Origin of the sequence: Micromonospora sp. NRRL B-16802 (assembly GCF_001279555.1) — a bacterium.
GTDB lineage: Bacteria > Actinomycetota > Actinomycetes > Mycobacteriales > Micromonosporaceae > Micromonospora > Micromonospora profundi.
On sequence record NZ_LGEB01000002.1, the window covers coordinates 97,039 to 115,730 of the forward strand.

17 protein-coding genes are annotated in these 18,692 nt (G+C 71.5%); 12 read left to right on the top strand and 5 right to left on the bottom strand.

Translation table 11 applies throughout. From position 1 onward, the window contains the following. Positions 1 to 28: 28 nt before the first annotated feature. From ADK66_RS03600 to ADK66_RS03615, 4 genes are all read right to left on the bottom strand, one after another. Positions 29 to 523 (bottom strand): universal stress protein, encoded by a 495-nt coding sequence (locus ADK66_RS03600; protein WP_053652436.1) that lies wholly within the window; start codon positions 521 to 523, stop codon positions 29 to 31. After that, on the bottom strand, positions 520 to 2,109 hold the full coding sequence (locus ADK66_RS03605) for an MDR family MFS transporter (RefSeq protein ID WP_053652437.1): 1,590 nt from the start codon (positions 2,107 to 2,109) through the stop codon (positions 520 to 522). Before ADK66_RS03605 ends, ADK66_RS03600 begins: the two co-directional genes overlap by 4 nt. Positions 2,110 to 2,242: 133 nt before the next feature. Further along, positions 2,243 to 2,683: a MarR family winged helix-turn-helix transcriptional regulator gene (locus ADK66_RS03610; RefSeq protein ID WP_053652438.1), complete on the bottom strand. Its 441-nt coding sequence runs from the start codon at positions 2,681 to 2,683 to the stop codon at positions 2,243 to 2,245. 26 nt (positions 2,684 to 2,709) lie between these two features. Then, positions 2,710 to 4,422, bottom strand: a complete 1,713-nt coding sequence (locus ADK66_RS03615) for an alkaline phosphatase D family protein (RefSeq protein ID WP_053652439.1) — start codon at positions 4,420 to 4,422, stop codon at positions 2,710 to 2,712. Positions 4,423 to 4,505: 83 nt separating this feature from the next. Here ADK66_RS03615 and ftsY point away from each other — a divergent pair, with 83 nt between their 5' ends. From ftsY to ADK66_RS03650, 7 genes are all read left to right on the top strand, one after another. Beyond that, positions 4,506 to 5,696 (top strand): signal recognition particle-docking protein FtsY, encoded by a 1,191-nt coding sequence (gene ftsY / locus ADK66_RS03620; protein ID WP_053652440.1) that lies wholly within the window; start codon positions 4,506 to 4,508, stop codon positions 5,694 to 5,696. Positions 5,697 to 5,702: 6 nt separating this feature from the next. Then, a complete protein-coding gene (locus ADK66_RS03625) occupies positions 5,703 to 6,566 on the top strand; it encodes an aminoglycoside phosphotransferase family protein (protein ID WP_192580334.1) in 864 nt (287 codons plus the stop codon). Between the two features lie 289 nt (positions 6,567 to 6,855). Further along, positions 6,856 to 8,268 (top strand): ammonium transporter, encoded by a 1,413-nt coding sequence (locus tag ADK66_RS03630; RefSeq protein ID WP_053652441.1) that lies wholly within the window; start codon positions 6,856 to 6,858, stop codon positions 8,266 to 8,268. Positions 8,269 to 8,293: 25 nt separating this feature from the next. Next, the gene (locus ADK66_RS03635) at positions 8,294 to 8,632 is read left to right on the top strand and encodes a P-II family nitrogen regulator (RefSeq protein ID WP_007456507.1); all 339 of its coding nucleotides are present in this window, start codon (positions 8,294 to 8,296) and stop codon (positions 8,630 to 8,632) included. Positions 8,633 to 8,648: 16 nt separating this feature from the next. Beyond that, positions 8,649 to 10,919, top strand: coding sequence for a [protein-PII] uridylyltransferase (locus ADK66_RS03640; protein ID WP_053652442.1), 2,271 nt, complete (start codon positions 8,649 to 8,651; stop codon positions 10,917 to 10,919). A gap of 402 nt (positions 10,920 to 11,321) precedes the next feature. Next, the gene (ffh, locus tag ADK66_RS03645) at positions 11,322 to 12,875 is read left to right on the top strand and encodes a signal recognition particle protein (protein WP_053652443.1); all 1,554 of its coding nucleotides are present in this window, start codon (positions 11,322 to 11,324) and stop codon (positions 12,873 to 12,875) included. 91 nt (positions 12,876 to 12,966) lie between these two features. After that, positions 12,967 to 14,046: an amidohydrolase family protein gene (locus ADK66_RS03650; RefSeq protein ID WP_053652444.1), complete on the top strand. Its 1,080-nt coding sequence runs from the start codon at positions 12,967 to 12,969 to the stop codon at positions 14,044 to 14,046. Positions 14,047 to 14,223: 177 nt separating this feature from the next. Here the strand turns inward: ADK66_RS03650 and ADK66_RS03655 are convergent, their stop codons facing one another. Then, positions 14,224 to 14,826, bottom strand: a complete 603-nt coding sequence (locus tag ADK66_RS03655) for a TetR family transcriptional regulator (protein ID WP_053652445.1) — start codon at positions 14,824 to 14,826, stop codon at positions 14,224 to 14,226. 182 nt (positions 14,827 to 15,008) lie between these two features. On the opposite strand from ADK66_RS03655, the gene proS reads away from it, so the two are divergent. The 5 genes from proS (at position 15,009) to rimM (ending at position 18,679) form a co-directional block, all read left to right on the top strand. Next, the gene (gene proS, locus ADK66_RS03660; RefSeq protein ID WP_053652446.1) at positions 15,009 to 16,415 is read left to right on the top strand and encodes a proline--tRNA ligase; all 1,407 of its coding nucleotides are present in this window, start codon (positions 15,009 to 15,011) and stop codon (positions 16,413 to 16,415) included. Between the two features lie 75 nt (positions 16,416 to 16,490). Further along, complete coding sequence (locus ADK66_RS03665) at positions 16,491 to 17,138, top strand: DUF402 domain-containing protein (RefSeq protein WP_053652447.1); 648 nt, start codon at positions 16,491 to 16,493, stop codon at positions 17,136 to 17,138. 230 nt (positions 17,139 to 17,368) lie between these two features. Then, positions 17,369 to 17,869 (top strand): 30S ribosomal protein S16, encoded by a 501-nt coding sequence (rpsP, locus tag ADK66_RS03670; RefSeq protein WP_053652448.1) that lies wholly within the window; start codon positions 17,369 to 17,371, stop codon positions 17,867 to 17,869. A 1-nt stretch (position 17,870) separates the two neighbouring features. After that, positions 17,871 to 18,104: an RNA-binding protein gene (locus tag ADK66_RS03675; RefSeq protein WP_053652449.1), complete on the top strand. Its 234-nt coding sequence runs from the start codon at positions 17,871 to 17,873 to the stop codon at positions 18,102 to 18,104. After that, positions 18,104 to 18,679, top strand: a complete 576-nt coding sequence (rimM, locus tag ADK66_RS03680; protein WP_053652450.1) for a ribosome maturation factor RimM — start codon at positions 18,104 to 18,106, stop codon at positions 18,677 to 18,679. The genes ADK66_RS03675 and rimM overlap by 1 nt, the downstream gene beginning before the upstream one ends. Positions 18,680 to 18,692: the final 13 nt, after the last annotated feature.

An 18,692-nucleotide genomic window follows, 5' to 3' on the forward strand; every position in this document is an offset into this window, starting at 1 on the left:
GTCCGGGTACGACAAAAGCGACGGCTTTTCAGGGCACCACGACGACCGGCCAGCGCCCGGTGCGGACGAGGCGGGTCGCGACCGAGCCGACAAGCCGGTGACCGGCCTGCTCGGACGCGCCCACCACGACCATGTCGGCCTGGCACTCGTCGGCCGCCGCGCACAGCTCGGCGTAGGCGTCGCCGCGCCGGCACAGGAAGGTCACCGGCAGCTTCCACTCGTCGGCTCCGCGCCGGCATTCGCGACGCAGTTCGTCGGCCAGCTCGTCGTGGGTGCGCTGGACCGCGGCGGCGTCCATCCCGGGCACGAGGGCGGTCAGCCCGCTCGACGAGCTGACGAAGACCACCACGAGGGCGGCGCCCTGCCGGCGGGCGAGACCGGCGGCGTAGGCGCCAGCCCGCTCGGAGGTGCGGGTGCCGTCCACGCCGACCAGGACGACCCGGGGGCCGTCGGTGCCCCGCTCGAACGGCAGCGGACGGGTCCGGGGGCCGAATTCCTCGCGGTCCGGTGCTCCGACGCTCATGCTGCTGCCTCCACGGCCGGCTCCCGCTCGACGTCGCCTGTCGTCGGTGCGCTGTTGTGCTGCCGCAGCGGCACCTCCTTGATGAAGATCACCGCGATCAGCGCGATAAGCGCGAAGGGGGCGGCGGCCAGGAAGATGTCGCCGGCTCCGTGGCCGTACGCGCTCTCCACCACGAGCCGGATCGGGCCGGGCAGGGTGTGCACGTCGGGCAGGCTCCCGCCGCTGCCGGAACTGGACGCGGGGATGCCGAGCTGCGACAGGCCGGCTGCCGTGTAGTCCTTGACCTTGTGGGCGAGCACCGCGCCGAGCGCGGAGACGCCGATCGCGCCGCCGAGGCTGCGGAAGAACGCCACCACCGAGCTGGCCGCGCCGAGTTCGCGTGGGTCGACTGTGTTCTGCACGGCGAGGACCAGGTTCTGCATGGTCATGCCCAGGCCGATGCCGATCAACGCCATGTAGACCGAGAGCAGGGTGAAGCTGGTGTCGGCCCGCAGCGTGCCCATCAGCGCGAATCCGGCGGTGAGCAGTGCCGTGCCGAGCACCAGGAACCGCTTCCAGCGTCCGGTGCGGGTGATGATCCGACCGCTCAGCGTCGAGGAGACAAGCAGGCCGAGGATCATGGGCAGCGTCATGAGGCCGGACATGGTCGGGCTCTGGCCGCGGCTGATCTGGAAGTACTGGCCGAGGAAGACCGAGGCGCCGAACATGCCCACGCCGACGGCGATGCTGGCGACGACGGCCAGGACGATGGTGCGGTTGCGGAACAGCCGTGGCGGGATCATCGGCTCGGCGGCCCGGGTCTCCACCCGGATCGCCAGCGCGGCGAGCACCAGGGCGCCGAGCACCATGACGACGCTCTGCCCGGAGGCCCAGGCGAACTGGTTGCCGGCGAGCGAGACCCAGACCAGCAGCACCGAGACGGCCGCCGTGATGAGCGTGGCGCCCCACCAGTCGATCTGGGCCTTGCGCTTGACCACAGGCAGGCGCAGCGTCTTCTGGAGGACGACGAGCGCGGCGATGGCGAACGGCACGCCGACGTAGAAGCACCAGCGCCAGCCGAGCCACGAGGTGTCGACGATCACGCCACCGATGAGCGGGCCGCCGATGGTGCCGACCGCCATCACCGCACCGAGGTAGCCGCTGTAGCGGCCACGCTCACGCGGCGCGATCATGGTGGCCATGATCACCTGGGCCAGGGCCGTGAGGCCGCCGGCGCCGATGCCCTGCAACACCCGGCACGCGATCAGTTCGCCGGTGCCCTGCGCCGCTCCGGCGAGCACCGAGCCGAGGACGTAGATCACCAGCGACAACTGGACGAGTGTCTTCTTGCTGACCAGATCGGCCAGTTTGCCCCAGATGGGGGTTGTTGCGGTGGTTGCCAGCAGGGCGGAGGTGACCACCCAGGTGTACGCGGACTGGCCGCCGCGTAGTTCGGTGATGATCCGCGGCAGCGCGTTCGACACCACCGTCGAGGAGAGAATCGCGACGAACATGCCCAGCAGCAGGCCGGAGAGAGCCTCCAGGATCTGCCGGTGGGTCATGTCGACGACGCCGGGCGCCCGGGTTGGCGCTGTCGCCTGGCTCATCGTTGTTGCCTCCATGCGGTGTGGGGGGTCACCGGGGCTCGCCCGCCTCGGAGGGTTGCCTGAAGCAACCGGGTGCTTTGGTTGCCTCAAGCAACAACTTGGCGGACGTGGGCGTCATTCCCCGCCGCGCGGGTCATTTCCAGGAGTCGTTGAACCTGCCGAGCAGGCGGGCGAACTCCTCGACGTCCCGGGCCGGCCAGTCGTCAAGGGTGCGCAGGAACTCGCCCACGCGGGCCGCCCGGGCGGCGTCGAACCGGCGCCGACCCTCCTCGGTGAACCTGATCTGCGCGGCCCGCCGATCACTCGGGTCGGGGTCGCGGTGGACCAGACCCAGCGCCTCCAGCCCGTTGATCTGCCGACTCAGCGTGCCCTTTCCCACGCCGAGTCGCGCCGCCAGCTCGGTCAACCGGATCGACCCACTGCGCCGCAGCCAGAGCAGCAGCCCGTACGTGTTCGGTTCGAGGTTCGGGTGCACCTCCCGGGCGATCTCCCAGGAGACTGCCCGACCTCGACGCAGCAGGGCTGTCAACTCGTGCTCGACTGCCCGGATCGGCTCCGGAAGGTGCTCGTCCACGGGCTAGAGACTACGGCGGGGCCGGATCAGCGGTCGCCGGAGAGCCGCCGGTTCATCACCCGACGTAGGTGCCCCTCGCCCGTGGTGCCCTCGATGACGACGTCGGCCCGGCGACCCTGATGGGTCAGGGTGCCGACGGCGTTACCGAAGTACGGACCGGCCAGCTTGCGCCAGCGCACCCCCGGGCGACGGACGCCAGCCGAGCGGGCCAGCGCCCGTGTCGCCCCCGCCGGGCCGGACGACCAGCCCAGCCGCATCAACGGGCGGATCCCGGCGGGCACCTGGTTGTGGATGGGCGAGCAGGTGAGCTGGTGCACCGGAGTGATCACCGATGGGTCGGCGAACCGCGCCCGAGCCACGTACGAGTGGTGCACGTCCCCGGAGAGCACGCTTATCGACGCCGGTGGGGCGTACGCCGGGCCGGCACCGACCCGTGCCCCGGACTGCCTCGGCGTGCCGGTGCCGATCCGGGCGAACGTCTCCGCGAGCGCCTCGAAGGAGCGCCGGAAAGCAGCCCAGTGCTCCAGGTCGAGCGCCCGGCGCAGCTTCTCCGCCCCGCGTGCCACCCAGGGGCGGCGCGAGTCGGCGAGCTTCTCGTTCCACGACTCGATGTGGTGGATGCCCTGCGGCAGCAGCCACGGCAGCGAACTGCCGACCACCAGGTGGTCGTAGACGCCGTGCGCCTGGTCGAGGAACCACGACCACTCACCGGGCGGCAGCATCGCCCGGTTGCCCGGCTCGAGCACCCGGCTGCACCTGTTGTCCAGCATGACCAGCCGGGTCCGGCCCAGGTCGAGCGCGTAGCTCCACTGGTACTGCACAGCGCGCCAGCGCTCGGTGTCGTGCGCCACGTCGGATTCCTTGTCGACCCGGGCACCGAACTCGCGGAGCACGCCAGTGGCGTCCTCGGCGGCCGACACCTTGGCGAAGACCGGGTCGGCGGCGATCTCGTCGGGGGAGAGGTTGCCCAGGTGCTGGTAGACCCAGTAGGAGGCGAGCCCACTGCCGATCCGCTCGGCCCACCACGGTTGCTCGCGCACCTCCGCCCGCCACGACGCGGACGTGTTCCAGTCGTCGATGATCTCGTGATCGTCGAAGATCATCACGCTCGGCACGGTGGACAGCAGCCAGCGGATCTCCGGATCGCGCCAGGACTCCAGATAGAGCTTCGTGTACTCGTCGAAGCTCACCACCTGGTCCGCCGGAGCGCCCTTCGGACGACGCCGGCGGCGACGCAGCAGCCGGCGCACAGTCGGCGAGGTCACATCGGCGTAGACCTGGTCGCCGAGCAGCACCAGCAGGTCCGGCAGCGCGTTCGACTCCGGGTCGGCCATCAAACGCCGGGCGTACGCGTCGAGCGCGTCCGGCGGCAGCTTGCGGGTGGTGGAGTGCTGGGTGGTCTCCCGACACGAGCCGAAGATCAGATTGACCGGCTGATCCCTGTCGTCGGCGGCCCGGGTGCGGATCACGCTCGGCGGGAAGCCGCTGCTCGGCACCGGCCAGACCACCTCGCCGTCGACAAGCACCTCGTACGTCGTCGTGCTGTCCGGGGTGAGGCCCTCCACCACCACGAGCGCGTAGTGGTGGTCGTACGCCGAGAAGGTGGCAGCGGTGCCGGTGGCGCCGTCGGCGGTGCGGACGGTGACCACGGCGGGCGCCGCCGTCTCCACCCAGACCGTCGCCCGGGTGTCCACCACGCGCCGCAGCAGAGGGCCGATCAGGAGGTGTGCGGCGGGCATGCGGCCGAGCCTACCGCCGGTTCGTGGAAGCGGCCGGGTGCGGTGGCTGGGACGCCGCCGCCGGCATCTGACAGGATTCCGGCATGGCCGAATATCTCGTCCTCGCTCTGGTCCTGCTCGGTGTGCTGATCGCCGGCACAGTCGGGCTGGTCGTGCCCCGGTTGCGCCGGAGGCCCGAGCCACCGCTGCCGCGCACCGAGGTCGACACACGCGCCGAGGAGGATCTCGCCGGCCCGCCGGTCGAGGCACCGGAGTCCGATCTGTCCACCGGCGTCCTGGTCGAGCCACCGCCGGTGATCGAGGCGCCCGCGCCCACCGTCGAGGTGCCCGAGCCGACCGCCGGTCGGCTGGTCCGGCTCCGCTCCCGGCTGTCCCGCTCGCAGAACGTCTTCGGCAAGGGCCTGCTCGGGTTGCTCGCCCGCGACCACCTAGACGAGGACGTCTGGGAGGAGATCGAGGACAGCCTGATCACCGCCGACGTCGGCGTCGACGCGACCCGTGACATCGTCGACAGTCTGCGCGAGCGCACCCGCGTGCTGGGCACCCGCTCGGCCGGTGAGCTGCGCGCGCTGCTCGCCGCCGAGCTGGTGAACGCCCTCGACCCGAGCATGGACCGGTCGCTGCGCACCGCCCCGAAGGACGGCATGCCGGCGGTCGTGCTGGTGGTCGGCGTCAACGGCGCCGGCAAGACCACCACCTGCGGCAAGATCGCCCGGGTGCTGGTCGCCGACGGCCGTACCGTGCTGCTCGGCGCCGCCGACACCTTCCGGGCCGCCGCCGCCGACCAGTTGCAGACCTGGGGCGAGCGGGTCGGCGCGGAGACCGTCCGTGGCCCGGAGGCCGCCGACCCGGCCAGCGTCGCCTTCGACGCCGTCCGTCGTGGCATCGACACCGGCGTGGACACCGTGCTCATCGACACCGCCGGCCGCCTCCAGAACAAGATCGGCCTGATGGACGAGCTGGGCAAGGTCAAGCGGGTGGTCGAGAAGCAGGGCCCGATCGACGAGACACTGCTCATCCTGGACGCCACGACCGGCCAGAACGGCCTCGAACAGGCGCGCGTCTTCACCGAGGTGGTAAACGTGACAGGCGTCGTGCTGACAAAGCTCGACGGCACCGCGAAGGGCGGCATCGTGATCGCCGTGCAGCGCAAGCTCGGCATCCCGGTGAAGCTCGTCGGGCTCGGCGAAGGCAAGGACGATCTCGCCCCGTTCGACCCGGCGCAGTTCGTCGACGCCTTGCTGGGGACCGAGCCGGCCGGACGGGACGCGTAGTCTCGGGTGACCACTGACGATCGCGCGTACGCGGGCTGGCGTGATCCCGGCCACCCCTCGCAGCGCCTCGGGAGACCGTACGTGACTTCGCAGGAGATCCCGCTGCACGGCGGCAACGTGAGCACCGTTGTCCGCGTCGGGGACACGGTCCGCCGCAACGCCGGGCCGTGGACCCCGTCCGTGCACGCCCTGCTGCGGCACCTGGAGTACGTCGGGTTCACCGGCGCACCCCGGGCGCTCGGCATGGACGAACGCAACCGTGAGGTGCTGTCGTACCTGGAGGGGGAGTGCGGAGAATATCCGCTGGCCCCGCACTGGGTCACCGACGAGGCGCTTGTCACTGTCGCCACGATGCTGCGGATGTTCCACGACGCGCAGTACGGCTTCACCCCGCCGCCGGGTGCGGTCTGGCGCTCGTTCGGCCCCCCGCCACCGGACACCGAGGTGATCTGCCACCACGACGCCGCGCCGCACAACGTGATCTGGCGACCGGACGGCACGCTCGGGCTCATCGACTTCGACCTCGCCTCGCCCGGCGCCCGGATCTACGACGTGGCGTACGCGGCATGGACCTGGGTTCCGATCTTCGCGGACCGGGACTCGATCACGCTGGGCTGGAAGCGTCCGGACCGTCCGCGTCGGCTGCGGCTGTTCGCCGACGCGTACGGGCTGATCCCCCGTGACCGGCATCGCCTGATCCGGACCATCCGCAAGCGGATCGTGGACCACGTCGAGGGCATCCGCCGCATGGCCGCCGCCGGTGAGCCGGCATTCGTCCGGATCGTGCACAAGGGGCACCTGCGCCGGCCGATGCGCGATCTGCGGCTGCTCGACTACGAGCGGCACGCCCTGGAGAACGCCCTCCGCTGAGCGTCACCCGCTGAGCGCCGGCCGGTCGATGCCCGGCCGGTCTCGGCGGGCGCGTCGGTCGATGGGTACCGCCGGTCGGCCATCGACATCCGCCGTCCGGACGATCCACCACCGTCCATGCCGACGACTGTGCAGACTCCGTGACACGTACGAAACAACCCGTCACCAAACGGAAACCCGCACGGGACCCTGCGTGAAACAGCCGGCCGCGAAGCTTCCGCGCAACCGGCCAACGGGCGACGCTGCCCCGGAAAGCCGCGAAGGAGGACTTCACCTTTAGGAGGCCAGCGTGCCTGAAGCACCGACGATCGACGGCGCCAATACCGTTTGGCTGCTGGTTTCGACAGCGCTCGTGCTGCTCATGACCCCCGGACTGGCGCTGTTCTACGGCGGCCTCAACCGGTCCAAGGGCGTACTCAACATGATGATGATGAGCTTCTCCGCCATCGGGCTCATCTCTATTCTGTGGTGGTTCTACGGTTTCAGCGTCGCCTTCGGGACCGACGTGAACGGCTTCTGGGGCGACCCGGGCGCGTACCTCGGCACCAAGACCTTCCTCGCCGAGACCGACCTGTGGGGTGCCACGGCCGAGAACCCCAGCGGCATCGGGGTTCCGCTCTACGTGTTCATGGCCTTCCAGATGGTCTTCGCGGTCATCACCGTCGCGCTGATCAGCGGTGCCATCGCCGACCGGGCCAAGTTCGCCGGCTGGCTGCTGTTCGCCTTCGGCTGGGCCACCCTTGTCTACTTCCCCGTCGCCCACTGGGTGTGGGGCGGCGGCATCATCGGCGGTGACATCCACGCGCTGGACTTCGCCGGCGGCACCGCCGTGCACATCAACGCCGGTGCGGCAGCCCTGGCCGTGGCTCTGGTGCTCGGCAAGCGGCTCGGCTGGCCGCGGGAGGGCATGAAGCCGCACAACATCCCGCTGGTCGCGCTCGGCGCGGGTCTGCTGTGGTTCGGCTGGTTCGGGTTCAACGCCGGCTCGGAGCTGACCGTCGACTCGGTCGCCGCGCTCGCCTTCATCAACACCCAGCTCGCCACGGCGGCGGCAGTGCTCGGCTGGATCGTTGTCGAGTGGATCAAGGACCGCAAGCCGACGATGGTCGGTGCCTCCTCCGGCGCTGTGGCCGGCCTGGTCGCCATCACCCCGGCCTGTGGCTTCATCGCACCGTGGGCGGCAGTGCTGCTCGGCCTCGTCGCCGGAGCCGTGTGCGCCGTGGCCGTCAGCCTCAAGTACAAGCTCGGCTACGACGACTCCCTCGACGTGGTCGGCGTGCACTTCGTCGGCGGCTGGATCGGCTCGCTCTGGCTGGGCCTGTTCGCCACCAACTCCGTCAACGCCGCGATCAGCGACGTGGTGGGTGCCTCCGACGGCCTGTTCTACGGCGGCGGCGTGACCCAGCTCGGGCGGCAGGCCCTCGCCGGTCTGATCGTCACCGTCTGGTCGTTCGCCATCGCCTGGGTGTTGGCCTTCGCCATCGAGAAGACGATCGGCTTCCGCGTCAAGGGTGAGGCCGAGGTCGACGGCATCGACATCGCCGAGCACGCCGAGAGCGGCTACGACCTGTCCCCGTCAGGTGGCGGCACGGGCAGCGCGTTCGCGATGGCCGGCATCGGCACCCCTGGTGGCGGCGCGACGAGCGGTGCCACGCCGGAAGCGGACTCCTCCGCGCCGGTCAGCGAGAAGGTCGCCGGTTAACGTTCCTGGGATGGAGGGGTTGGACATGAAGCTGGTGACCGCGGTCATCAAGCCGTACCAACTGGACGCGGTGAAGGAAGCTCTGCACGCCCTCGGGGTGGCCGGGTTGACCGTCAGCGAGGTGCAGGGGTACGGACGGCAGAAGGGGCACACCGAGGTCTACCGGGGTGCCGAGTACACGGTCGAGTTCCTGCCCAAGATCCGGGTCGAGGTGCTCACCGACGAGATCGACGTGGAAAAGATCGTGGACGCGATCGTCGGGGCGGCCCGTACGGGCAAGATCGGCGATGGCAAGGTCTGGGTCACCGGTGTCGAGGAGGTCGTCCGGGTGCGTACCGGCGAGCGCGGCCTCGACGCTCTCTGATCAGGAAGCGACCGACATGACCTCGTTGATCAAGGGGAACGCGTCAGCGGCCGACCGTGGCGCGAACCTCTTGATCAACGAGGTCGTCGGCGTACCGGGGGGCATCGGCGAGCCCGCCCGACAGGCGCGAGCGGCGGCGTACGACAACTTCCTGCGCGGTCTACTTCCTCCGCGGGACGGCGTCGCGCTGATCGCTGTGGGCGGGCTGGGACGGCGGCAGTGCGCCCCGTACGGCGATCTCGACCTGGTCCTGCTGCACGCCGGCGTGCCCGGCACCGACGAACTGGCAGCCTCGGTCTGGTACCCCATATGGGACGCCGGCCTGCGCTTGGACCACTCGGTGCGGACCGTCTCCGAAGCGCTCTCGGTGGCCCAGGACGACGTCAAGGTCGCCCTCGGGCTGCTCGACGCGCGGCTGGTGGCCGGCGACCCGGTGCTGGCCGAGGCGCTGGTGAGCACCGCCGCCGACCACTGGCGGCGCACCGCCGTCCGCCAACTGGTGGGCCTGCGGGAGGTCACCACCGCCCGCTGGCAGGCCCACGGCGAACTCGCCTTCCTGCTCGAAGGTGACCTCAAGGAGGCCGCTGGCGGGCTGCGCGACGTGGGGCTGCTGCGGGCGATCTCCGCCGCCGGCATCACCGACGCGCTGCGACCCGCCGTCCGCGCCGCCCACCTGCGCCTGCTAGACACCCGGGACGCCCTGCACCAGCAGGTCGGCCGCCGGGTGGACCGGCTGGTCGCCCAGGAACGCGACGGCGTCGCCGCGCTCCTCGCACTTGACGACGGCGACGCCCTCCTGCGCCGAGTGGCCGGGGACGCCCGCACTGTGAGTCACGCCCTGGACGACGCCTTCCGCGCCGCCGACCGGCTGCGCTCCGGCCGCTCCCGGGGCGGCAACGGTCGACCCGTCCGCCGCCCGGTGGCCCGTGATGTCGTCGAGCACGACGGCGAGCTGGTGCTTGCCCGCACGGCCATCGGCGCACGCCCCGACCCGAGCCTGTCCCTGCGGGTGGCCGCCGCGGCCGCCGCGACCCGGCTGCCGATCGCACGGGCCACCTGCGAGTGGCTGGCCGCGTACTGCCCGCCGCTGCCCGCGCCGTGGCCGGCCGAGGCCCGGGCCGCGCTCACCACCCTCCTCGGCGCCGGTCCCGGCCTCGTGCCCGCCTGGGAAACCTGCGACAGGTACGGCCTTGTCGACGGCTGGCTGCCCGAGTGGACCCGGCTGCGCAGCCTGCCCCAGCACAACCCGGTGCACCGCTACACCCTCGACCGGCACCTCGTGCAGACCGCCCACGAGGCCAGCCACCATGCCCGCGATGTGGAACGCCCCGACCTGCTGCTGCTCGGCGCTCTCCTGCACGACATCGGCAAGGGCCTTCCCGGCGACCACAGCACCGTCGGCGTTCCGGTCGCCGAGGCGGTGGCGACAAGGATCGGCCTGCCCGCCGCCGAGGTCGAGCTGATCGGCCGGCTGGTCCGGCTGCACCTGCTGCTGCCCGACGTGGCCACCCGCCGGGACCTCTCCGACCCGGTCACCATCGCGTCGGTGGCCGAGGCGGTGGGCGACACCGGCACCCTCGACCTGCTGCACGCGCTGGTCCGCGCGGACGCGGCGGCCACCGGCCCCGCCGCCTGGTCGGACTGGAAGGGCAGGCTCGTCGCCGAGCTTGTCGCCCGCGTCCGCACCGCACTGGACACCGGCGTACTCCCCGAGCCCCCGGCCCCGGACCCGGCGCTGCTGGACGGGCCGCTGCCGGTCGTCCACCTGACCGGCGACCGGGTGGCGGTGGCCGCGGCCGACCGGCGTGGCCTGCTCGCCACGGTGGCCGGTTGCCTGGCCCTGCACCGGCTGGAAGTGATCTCCGCGGACGCCTCCGTGGTCGACGGCCGGGCCCTGGTCGAGTGCCGGGTGCAACCCCGCTACGGACTGCCGGCCGATCCGGTCCCGCTGCGCGCCGACCTGCGCCGAGCGGTCGGCGGCGACGTGTCGGTCACCCAGCGGCTACGCGGTCGTGCGCTCGCCGCCCGGGGCGGTGGCGCGGCTCCCCGGGTCGTCTGGCACCGCGAGGCGGCCACCGACGCCGTACTGCTCGAACTCCGCGCCGCCGACGCCGCCGGGCTGCTCTACCGGGTCACCTGCGCGCTCGACGAGGCGGGCGCGCTGGTCCGCGCCGCCCGCATCTCCACCCTCGGCGGTGACGTGGTCGATGCCTTCTACCTGGTCGGCGGCTGGCCTGACGACGCCACCCGGGCCCGCCTGGAAGCCGCGGTCCTCGCCGCCGTGTAGCTCCCGTCGCGTCCCGGTCCTGCCGTGCGGCTCGCGCCCGGTCCTGGCTGCCGTGCTCGGGTCCGGTCCTGCCGTGCGGCTCGGGCCCGGTCCTGGCTGCCGTGCGGCTCGCGCCCGGTCCTGCCGTGTGGTGAGCGTGATACCTCACAGTCATATTGATACCTCTGTGTCATCACGCTCGCGGCGGAGTCCGGCACCGAGGCGGGCCAGGCCGTCGCCGCTCAACCCACCACCGTCGGGAGCGCGGGCGGGTAGGCGAGGGCCCGCCCGAGTTGGGGCCGGCGACGCAGGCCGGGCCGGGCGACAGCGCCCGGCTGGCGGGCCGGTTACCCTAGCGGTGGCCGGACTCCGCAGTGCCGGCCGGGTTGTGCCCGCCGGAACACTGACAAACGGGATGTTCGCGTGTTTGACACCTTGAGTGACCGCCTGTCCGGGATCTTCACCAAGCTCCGCGGCAAGGGCCGGCTCACCGACGCCGACATCGACGCCACCGCGCGCGAGATCCGCCTTGCGCTGCTGGAGGCGGACGTCGCGCTGCCGGTGGTCAAGGGCTTCATCGCGGCCGTCAAGGAGCGTGCCCGCAGCGCCGAGGTCTCGCAGGCGCTGAACCCGGCCCAGCAGATCATCAAGATCGTCAACGAAGAGCTGATCAACGTGCTCGGCGGCGAGGGGCGGCGGCTCCAGTTCGCCAAGCAGCCGCCGACCGTGATCATGCTGGCCGGCCTCCAGGGTTCCGGTAAGACCACCTTGGCAGGCAAGCTGGCCCGCTGGCTCAAGAGCCAGGGGCACCAGCCGCTGCTGGTCGCCGCCGACCTCCAGCGCCCCAACGCCGTCGGGCAGCTCCAGGTGCTCGGTGGTCGGGCCGGTGTCGAGGTGTACGCCCCGGAGCCCGGCAACGGCACCGGTGACCCGGTGCAGGTGGCCCGCGCGTCGATCGAGCACGCGAAGCGGGCGGCGCGCGACATCGTCATCGTCGACACCGCCGGTCGACTCGGCATCGACGCCGAGATGATGCAGCAGGCCGCCAACATCCGTGACGCCGTCCAGCCCGACGAGGTCATCTTCGTCATCGACGCGATGGTCGGTCAGGACGCCGTCCGCACTGCTGAGGCGTTCCGCGACGGCGTCGGCATCACCGGCGTGGTGCTGTCCAAGCTCGACGGTGACGCGCGTGGTGGTGCCGCGCTGTCCGTGCGCGAGGTGACCGGGCAGCCGATCTTGTTCGCCTCCACAGGTGAAAAGCTGGAGGACTTCGACGTCTTCCACCCCGACCGGATGGCCAGCCGCATCCTCGGCATGGGCGACGTCCTCACTCTGATCGAGCAGGCCGAGCAGGCCTTCGACTCCGATCAGAAGGAGAAGATGACCGCCAAGCTGGTAGGCGGTGAGCAGTTCACCCTCGATGACTTCCTCGACCAGCTCATCGCCGTGCGGCGGATGGGGCCGATCGCCAACGTGCTGGCCATGATGCCCGGCATGGGGCAGATGAAGGACCAGTTGGCCGAGCTGGACGACAGCCACTTCGACCGGGTCACCGCGATCATCCGGTCGATGACCCCTGGCGAGCGCTCCAACCCGAAGATCATCAACGGGTCCCGCCGGGCACGCATCGCCAACGGCTCCGGCGTCACAGTGATGGACGTCAACCAGCTGCTCAACCGCTTCGCCGACGCGCAGAAGATGATGAAGCAGATGGGCGGCATGATGGGCCTGCCCGGCGCCGGCCGGCGCAAGGCGACCAAGTCGCCGAAGAACAAGCGCAAGGGCACCAAGGGCGGCGGTCGTCCGCGTACCGGTGCAGGGATGCCGGGTGGCTTCCCGGGCGGCATGCCGCAGCTCCCGCCGGGGATGGACCCGAACGACCTCGCGGGTGGTCAGGGCCTCCCGCCCGGCTTCAAGCTTCCGAAGATCGACTTCAACAAGCTCGGCAAGGGCGGCGACAAGGGCCCCCGCTGACGCGTGTCGGTGACGGCGGGCGAGGGTGTCGACCGCCCGGAAGAACGACCTGCTCGCCCTCGATGTGCGCTGATCGGGTAGGACTGTGCCCATGGCTCTTCATGTGCGCGGTGTGCTGCTCCCCGACGACGAGGTCCGGGATCTCTGGCTGGTCGACGACCGGGTGACCTTCACCCCGGTGTCCGGCGCGGAGACCGTCGTGGACGGCGGGTTCGTCCTTCCCGGCCTCGTCGACGCGCACTGCCACATCGGCATCGCGCGCGGCGGCACCCCGATCACCTCCCTCGACCAGGCCCGCACGCTGGCCCGCACCGACCGCGACGCTGGCGTGCTGGCCATCCGCGACGCGGGCTCGCCGTACCCGTACGCCGAGTTGGGCGACGAACCGGACCTGCCGCGACTGGCCCGCGCCGGCCGGCACGTCGCGCCGCCGAAGCGCTACCTGCGCGACATCGGAGTGGAGGTCGGCGCGCCCGACGTGGCCGCGACGGTCGCCGCGCAGGCGCGGGCCGGCAACGGCTGGGTCAAGCTGGTCGGCGACTGGATCGACAGGGGCGTGGGCGACCTGGCGCCGGCCTGGGACGCCGAGACCCTCACCGCCGCCGTGCGGGCGGCGCACGACGCCGGGGTACGCGCCGCGGTGCACACCTTCTCCGAATCCGCCGTCGAGATCATGGTGCGGGCCGGAGTGGACTCGGTGGAGCACGGCACCGGGCTGAGCCTCGACCTGATCGACGAGATGGCCCGCAGAGGCACCGCGCTCGTCCCCACGATGATCAACATCGCCACCTTCGGGGGCATCGCCGACCAGGCACGGGAGAAATTCCCCCGGTACGCCGACCACATGCTCTCCTTGCGCGACCGCTTCCCCGAGGTGGTGCGGGCCGCCCACGAGGCGGGCGTGCCGATCTACGTCGGTACCGACGCCGGCGGCGGCATCAACCACGGGCTCGCCGCCGACGAGATGATGCTGCTGCACGAGCAGGCCGGAATGCCGGCGCTTGACGTGCTCGCCGCCGCCTCCTGGGGCGCCCGCGAGTGGCTCGGCTTCCCCGGCCTGGTCGAAGGCGGCCTCGCCGACCTGACCGTCTACCCCGAGGACCCTCGTCGTGACCTGCGCGTCGTCCGCGCCCCGTCCCGCACGATCCTCCGAGGTCGCGTCATCCGCTGACGCCAAGGGCCCAGGCGTCCGCCCGCCGCCCGCCCGTCGTCTGTCGTGGCGCAAGATCACGCTTGATCCTGGATGTAGTCGCCAGTCGGATCGGGCGGATCGGATCGGGGCGGGGGTGGCTGCGGTCGTCGGCCCCGTCACGGGTCACTGGCGGCGGGGTTTTGCCAGGGCTGCCGGTTATGGGGTGGGGCGGGCTGCGGCGGCGAAGAGGCGTACGGCCAGGTTGGTCAGGGCCGTGGCGGTCTGGTCGATCGGGTTGGCGGGGAGCACGATGTGGCTGACCACGAGCCGGACGATCGTGTCGGCGGCGAAGGTCAGCGCGGCCCGGTCCGCTCCGGGCAGTTGCCCGTCGGCCCACTCGATCAGCGCGCCGGACGCCTCGCTGAGCACCACTTCGGCCCGGGTGGTCAGGTACGGCAGAAGTTCGTCCGAGCCGCCCCGGGCGCTGGTCAGGATCGCCTTGACCAGTGGGTTGTCCGCAGCCGTGGCGAGGGTGTGCGAGATCGCCGCGTACGCGCCGGCCTGAACGTCGTCACCGTGCGCGACGAGTGCGGCCCGGACGTCGCCGACGAACCGGTCGACCTCACGTCGGGCGAGCGCCTCGGCCAGCCCGGCCTTGCTGCCGAACTCGTTGTAGACGGTCTGCCGGCTCACCCCGGCCGCGGTGGCCACCCCGCCCATCCGTACCGCATCCCAGCCGGAGGCGATGGTCCGCGCCCGCGCCGCGTCCACGATCGTGTCCCGCAGCCGCTGGCGCGGCGAGTGCGTCGATTCAGTCATGATGATCGAAGTCTACGATCGCGCCGGCCCATCAGCCCAGCGTCGCCGTAGCCGGACACAGCTGTAGCGAAGCGCAGATGGAAGCGGCGCTGCCGTCCAAAGGTGCTGGCGGGGCACCGTCGGCGTGGCGTGACGCCTCCCGGGCGCGGTGGCTCACCGTGCGGCGCATAGGATGTGCGGTCATGGCACGCGTGCTCACTCCCCGTGCGGAGGACTTCCCCCGCTGGTACCAGGACCTGATCGCCAAGGCGAAGCTGGCCGACAACGGCCCGGTCCGCGGGACCATGGTCATCCGACCGGCCGGCTACGCCATCTGGGAGCGGATGCAGGCCGAGATGGACGCCCGGATCAAGGCGGCCGGGGCGGAGAACGCGTACTTCCCGCTCTTCATCCCCGAGAGCTACCTCAAGCGTGAGGCACAGCACGTCGAGGGCTTCTCGCCGGAGCTGGCGGTGGTCACCCACGGTGGCGGCAAGCAGCTCGCCGAGCCGGTGGTGGTGCGTCCCACCAGCGAGACGGTCATCGGCGAGTTCATGGCCAAGTGGATCGACTCGTACCGGGACCTGCCGCTGCTGCTCAACCAGTGGGCGAACGTGGTCCGGTGGGAGCTGCGCCCGCGGATCTTCCTGCGGACCAGCGAGTTCCTGTGGCAGGAGGGGCACACCGCGCACGCCACCCGCGAGGACGCGCGGGCGTACGCGCGGCGGATCCTGCACGAGGCGTACGAGGACCTGATGGTCAACGTGCTCGCCATCCCGGTGGTGGTGGGCCTGAAGACGGCCCGTGAGCGTTTTGCCGGTGCCACGGCGACGTACACCTGCGAAGGCATGATGGGCGACGGCAAGGCGCTTCAGTTGGGCACCAGCCACGAGCTGGGCCAGAACTTCGCCAAGGCGTTCGACATCAGCTACTCCGCCAAGGAGGGTGGCCGGGAGCACGCCTGGACGACCTCCTGGGGCACGTCGACCCGGATGCTCGGCGGTCTGATCATGGCCCACGGCGACGACAACGGCCTGCGGGTGCCGCCGAGGCTGGCCCCGATCCAGGCGTACGTCATGATCGTCAAGGACGGCGAGGGTGTCGGCGAGGCGGCGGCCAAGCTGCGCGACGCCCTGCGCGACGCCGGTGTCCGGGTGGCGCTCGACGACCGGACCGACACCGCGTTCGGTCGCCGGGCCGTCGACGCCGAGCTGCGGGGCTATCCGGTACGCGTCGAGGTCGGCCCCCGTGACCTGGCCGCGGGCAACGCGGTAGTGGTGCGCCGTACCGACGGCTCGAAGTCCCCGACGCCGGTTGCCGACGTGGTCGCCGCGGTGCTGGCGGCGTTGGAGGCCGACCAGCAGGTGCTGCACGACCAGGCGCTTGCCAACCGGAACTCCCGCACGGTGGAGGTGGCCACCCTCGCGGAGGCGATCGAGGCTGCCGCGACCGGCTGGGCCCGGGTGCCGTGGTCGGCGGTCGGCGTGGCGGGTGAGGCGGAGGCCAACGGCCAGGGCGTGACGGTGCGCTGCCTGGTACGCGCCGACGGCTCGGTGCCGGACTCGGAGGACGAGCCCGACCTGGTCGCCATCCTCGCCCGCGCCTACTGAGATGTAAGGAAGGGCACCTTCTTACCGCCTGCGGTAGAGGAAGGGCCCCCTGCTAACAGCTCCGGAGGTCTTGCCGTGCGCTTCGCGCCGGGTCGGCTGATCATGCACCGGAACGTGCGCCACGGCCGGATCGGATGGGTCCGGCCGGGCCGGGTGGTCAGCGACGACGAGCGCGGCCTGCTGGTCTGGATCGCCCGGGACTCCCCGGTGGCCCACGAGGTGACCGAGGCCGGGCTGGGGATGCGGGCCGTGTCGTTCGCCGAGTGGATCTCGTCGACGTACCGGTTGGCGCATGGCCGCTGGAACGGCCCGCCGCTGTTGAAGTTCCTGCCCACCGGGGCGGCGCACTCGGTCTGGTGGTTCCGGGACGCCCACGGCCGGTTCGTCAACTGGTACGTCAATCTGGAGGAGCCCGGCGTGCGCTGGGACGACGGCCCGGTGGCCGGCGTCGACGTGGTGGACCAGGACCTCGACGTGGTGGTGCGGGCGGACCGCAGCTGGCAGTGGAAGGACGAGGACGAGTTCGTCGAACGGCTCGCCTTCGGTGACGACTACTGGGTGACCGACGAGAAGGCGGTCCGCGCCGAGGGCGAACGGGTGATCGCGCTCGCCGAGGCCGGCAGGTTCCCGTTCGACGGCACCTGGTGCGACTACCAACCGCCGCCGGAATGGGACGTACCGGATGAACTTCCCCCGGGGTGGGACCGCCCGCCGGTGCGCTGAGGCGGTGTTCCTGGTCACCGGTGACCCGCTGTACGGGTCCGGTGTGAGCGATCGGCGACGGATCTGGCAGAATAGGTCGCTGGTATCCGGCGCGCGTTCGGCGCCCTCTAACCCGGGCGCGTTGCCAGTCCACCGAGTTGTCTCCGGCCCAACCCCACTGTGCCGGTCGGCGCTCACCCATGCACACCGCCCGAACGGGCCGGTGAGATCGCAACAGGAGCGAAACAACTGTGGCCGTAAAGATCCGGCTCCTGCGGATGGGCAAGATCCGCAACCCGCAGTACCGCATCGTCATCGCCGACTCGCGTACCAAGCGTGACGGTCGTGCGATCGAGTTCGTCGGTGTGTACCAGCCGAAGGAAGACCCTTCGATCATCGAGGTCAAGTCGGAGCGGGTCCAGTACTGGCTGTCCGTCGGCGCCCAGCCGAGCGAGGCGGTGCAGCGGCTGCTGGAGCTGACCGGTGACTGGCAGAAGTTCAAGGGTCTGCCGGCCCCGCCGCCGCTGCTGGTCGCCCCCGAGAAGGCCGACCGCAAGGCGGCGTACGAGGCTGAGTCGAAGGCCGCCGCCGGACTGGCCCCGGAGACCCCGGCCAAGCCGGCCAAGAAGGCCGCCAAGGCTGCCGAGGCTCCGAAGACCGAAGCCCCGGCGACCGAGGCGCCCGCCGCCGAGGCTCCGGCCGCTGAGGCTCCGGCCGAGGCCCCCGCCGCCGACGCTGGTGAGCAGGCCTGACATGCCTCTGCGTCCGGCGTTGGAGCACCTGGTCAAGGGCATCGTCGAGCACCCGGACGACGTCCGGGTGCGGATGGTCGATTCCCGTCGGGGCAAGCGGCTAGAAGTCCGCGTCCACCCCGAGGACCTCGGCACGGTGATCGGGCGGTCCGGTCGGACCGCCAAGGCGCTGCGTCAGGTGATCGGCTCCATCGGCGGGCGCGGGGTACGCGTCGACATCGTCGACTCGTACTGATGCAGCTCGTCGTCGGAAGGATCGGCAAACCGCACGGCATCCGCGGTGAGGTCACCGTGGAAGTGCGGACCGACGAGCCCGAAGCGCGGTTCGCCCCCGGCACAGTGCTGCGCACTGAGCCGGGGGCGACACCCCCGAACCCAGCCCCGCCGCCGCCCGGGTCGGCCGACGTTCCCGGGGTGCTGTTCCGGGTCCCGGCCAAGCTGACCATCGAGGCTGCGCGCTGGCACCAGGGTCGGATGCTCGTCGCGTTCGACGGTGTCCTGGACCGCGAGGGCGCCGAGGCGCTGCGCGGCACACTGCTCGTGGTGGACAGCTCCGAGGTGGCCCCACCGGAGGATCCGGAGGAATTCCACGACCACCAGCTCGTCGGGCTGGCCGCTGTCACTCCGTCCGGCGAGCGGCTGGGCGAGGTGGTCCGCATCGACCACGCGCCGTCCTCGGACCTGCTGGTGCTGCGGCGCCCCGAGGGGCAAACCGCGCTGATCCCGTTCGTCCGGGCGATAGTGCCGGAGGTCGACCTGGCCGGTGGACGCGTCATCGTCGACCCGCCAGCCGGACTGCTCGATCTCTAAAGGGCCACCCCGC

Excerpts from the sequence above, each read along its gene's own strand:
- ADK66_RS03650 (WP_053652444.1), top strand. The coding sequence starts at position 12,967 with ATGGCTCTTCATGTGCGCGGTGTGCTGCTCCCCGACGACGAGGTCCGG.
- ADK66_RS03675 (WP_053652449.1), top strand. The coding sequence starts at position 17,871 with ATGCCTCTGCGTCCGGCGTTGGAGCACCTGGTCAAGGGCATCGTCGAG.
- ADK66_RS03640 (WP_053652442.1), top strand. The coding sequence starts at position 8,649 with ATGACCTCGTTGATCAAGGGGAACGCGTCAGCGGCCGACCGTGGCGCG.
- ADK66_RS03600 (WP_053652436.1), bottom strand. The coding sequence starts at position 523 with ATGAGCGTCGGAGCACCGGACCGCGAGGAATTCGGCCCCCGGACCCGT.
- rimM (WP_053652450.1), top strand. The coding sequence starts at position 18,104 with ATGCAGCTCGTCGTCGGAAGGATCGGCAAACCGCACGGCATCCGCGGT.
- ftsY (WP_053652440.1), top strand. The coding sequence starts at position 4,506 with ATGGCCGAATATCTCGTCCTCGCTCTGGTCCTGCTCGGTGTGCTGATC.
- ADK66_RS03615 (WP_053652439.1), bottom strand. The coding sequence starts at position 4,422 with ATGCCCGCCGCACACCTCCTGATCGGCCCTCTGCTGCGGCGCGTGGTG.
- ADK66_RS03655 (WP_053652445.1), bottom strand. The coding sequence starts at position 14,826 with ATGACTGAATCGACGCACTCGCCGCGCCAGCGGCTGCGGGACACGATC.
- ADK66_RS03605 (WP_053652437.1), bottom strand. The coding sequence starts at position 2,109 with ATGAGCCAGGCGACAGCGCCAACCCGGGCGCCCGGCGTCGTCGACATG.
- proS (WP_053652446.1), top strand. The coding sequence starts at position 15,009 with ATGGCACGCGTGCTCACTCCCCGTGCGGAGGACTTCCCCCGCTGGTAC.
- ADK66_RS03635 (WP_007456507.1), top strand. The coding sequence starts at position 8,294 with ATGAAGCTGGTGACCGCGGTCATCAAGCCGTACCAACTGGACGCGGTG.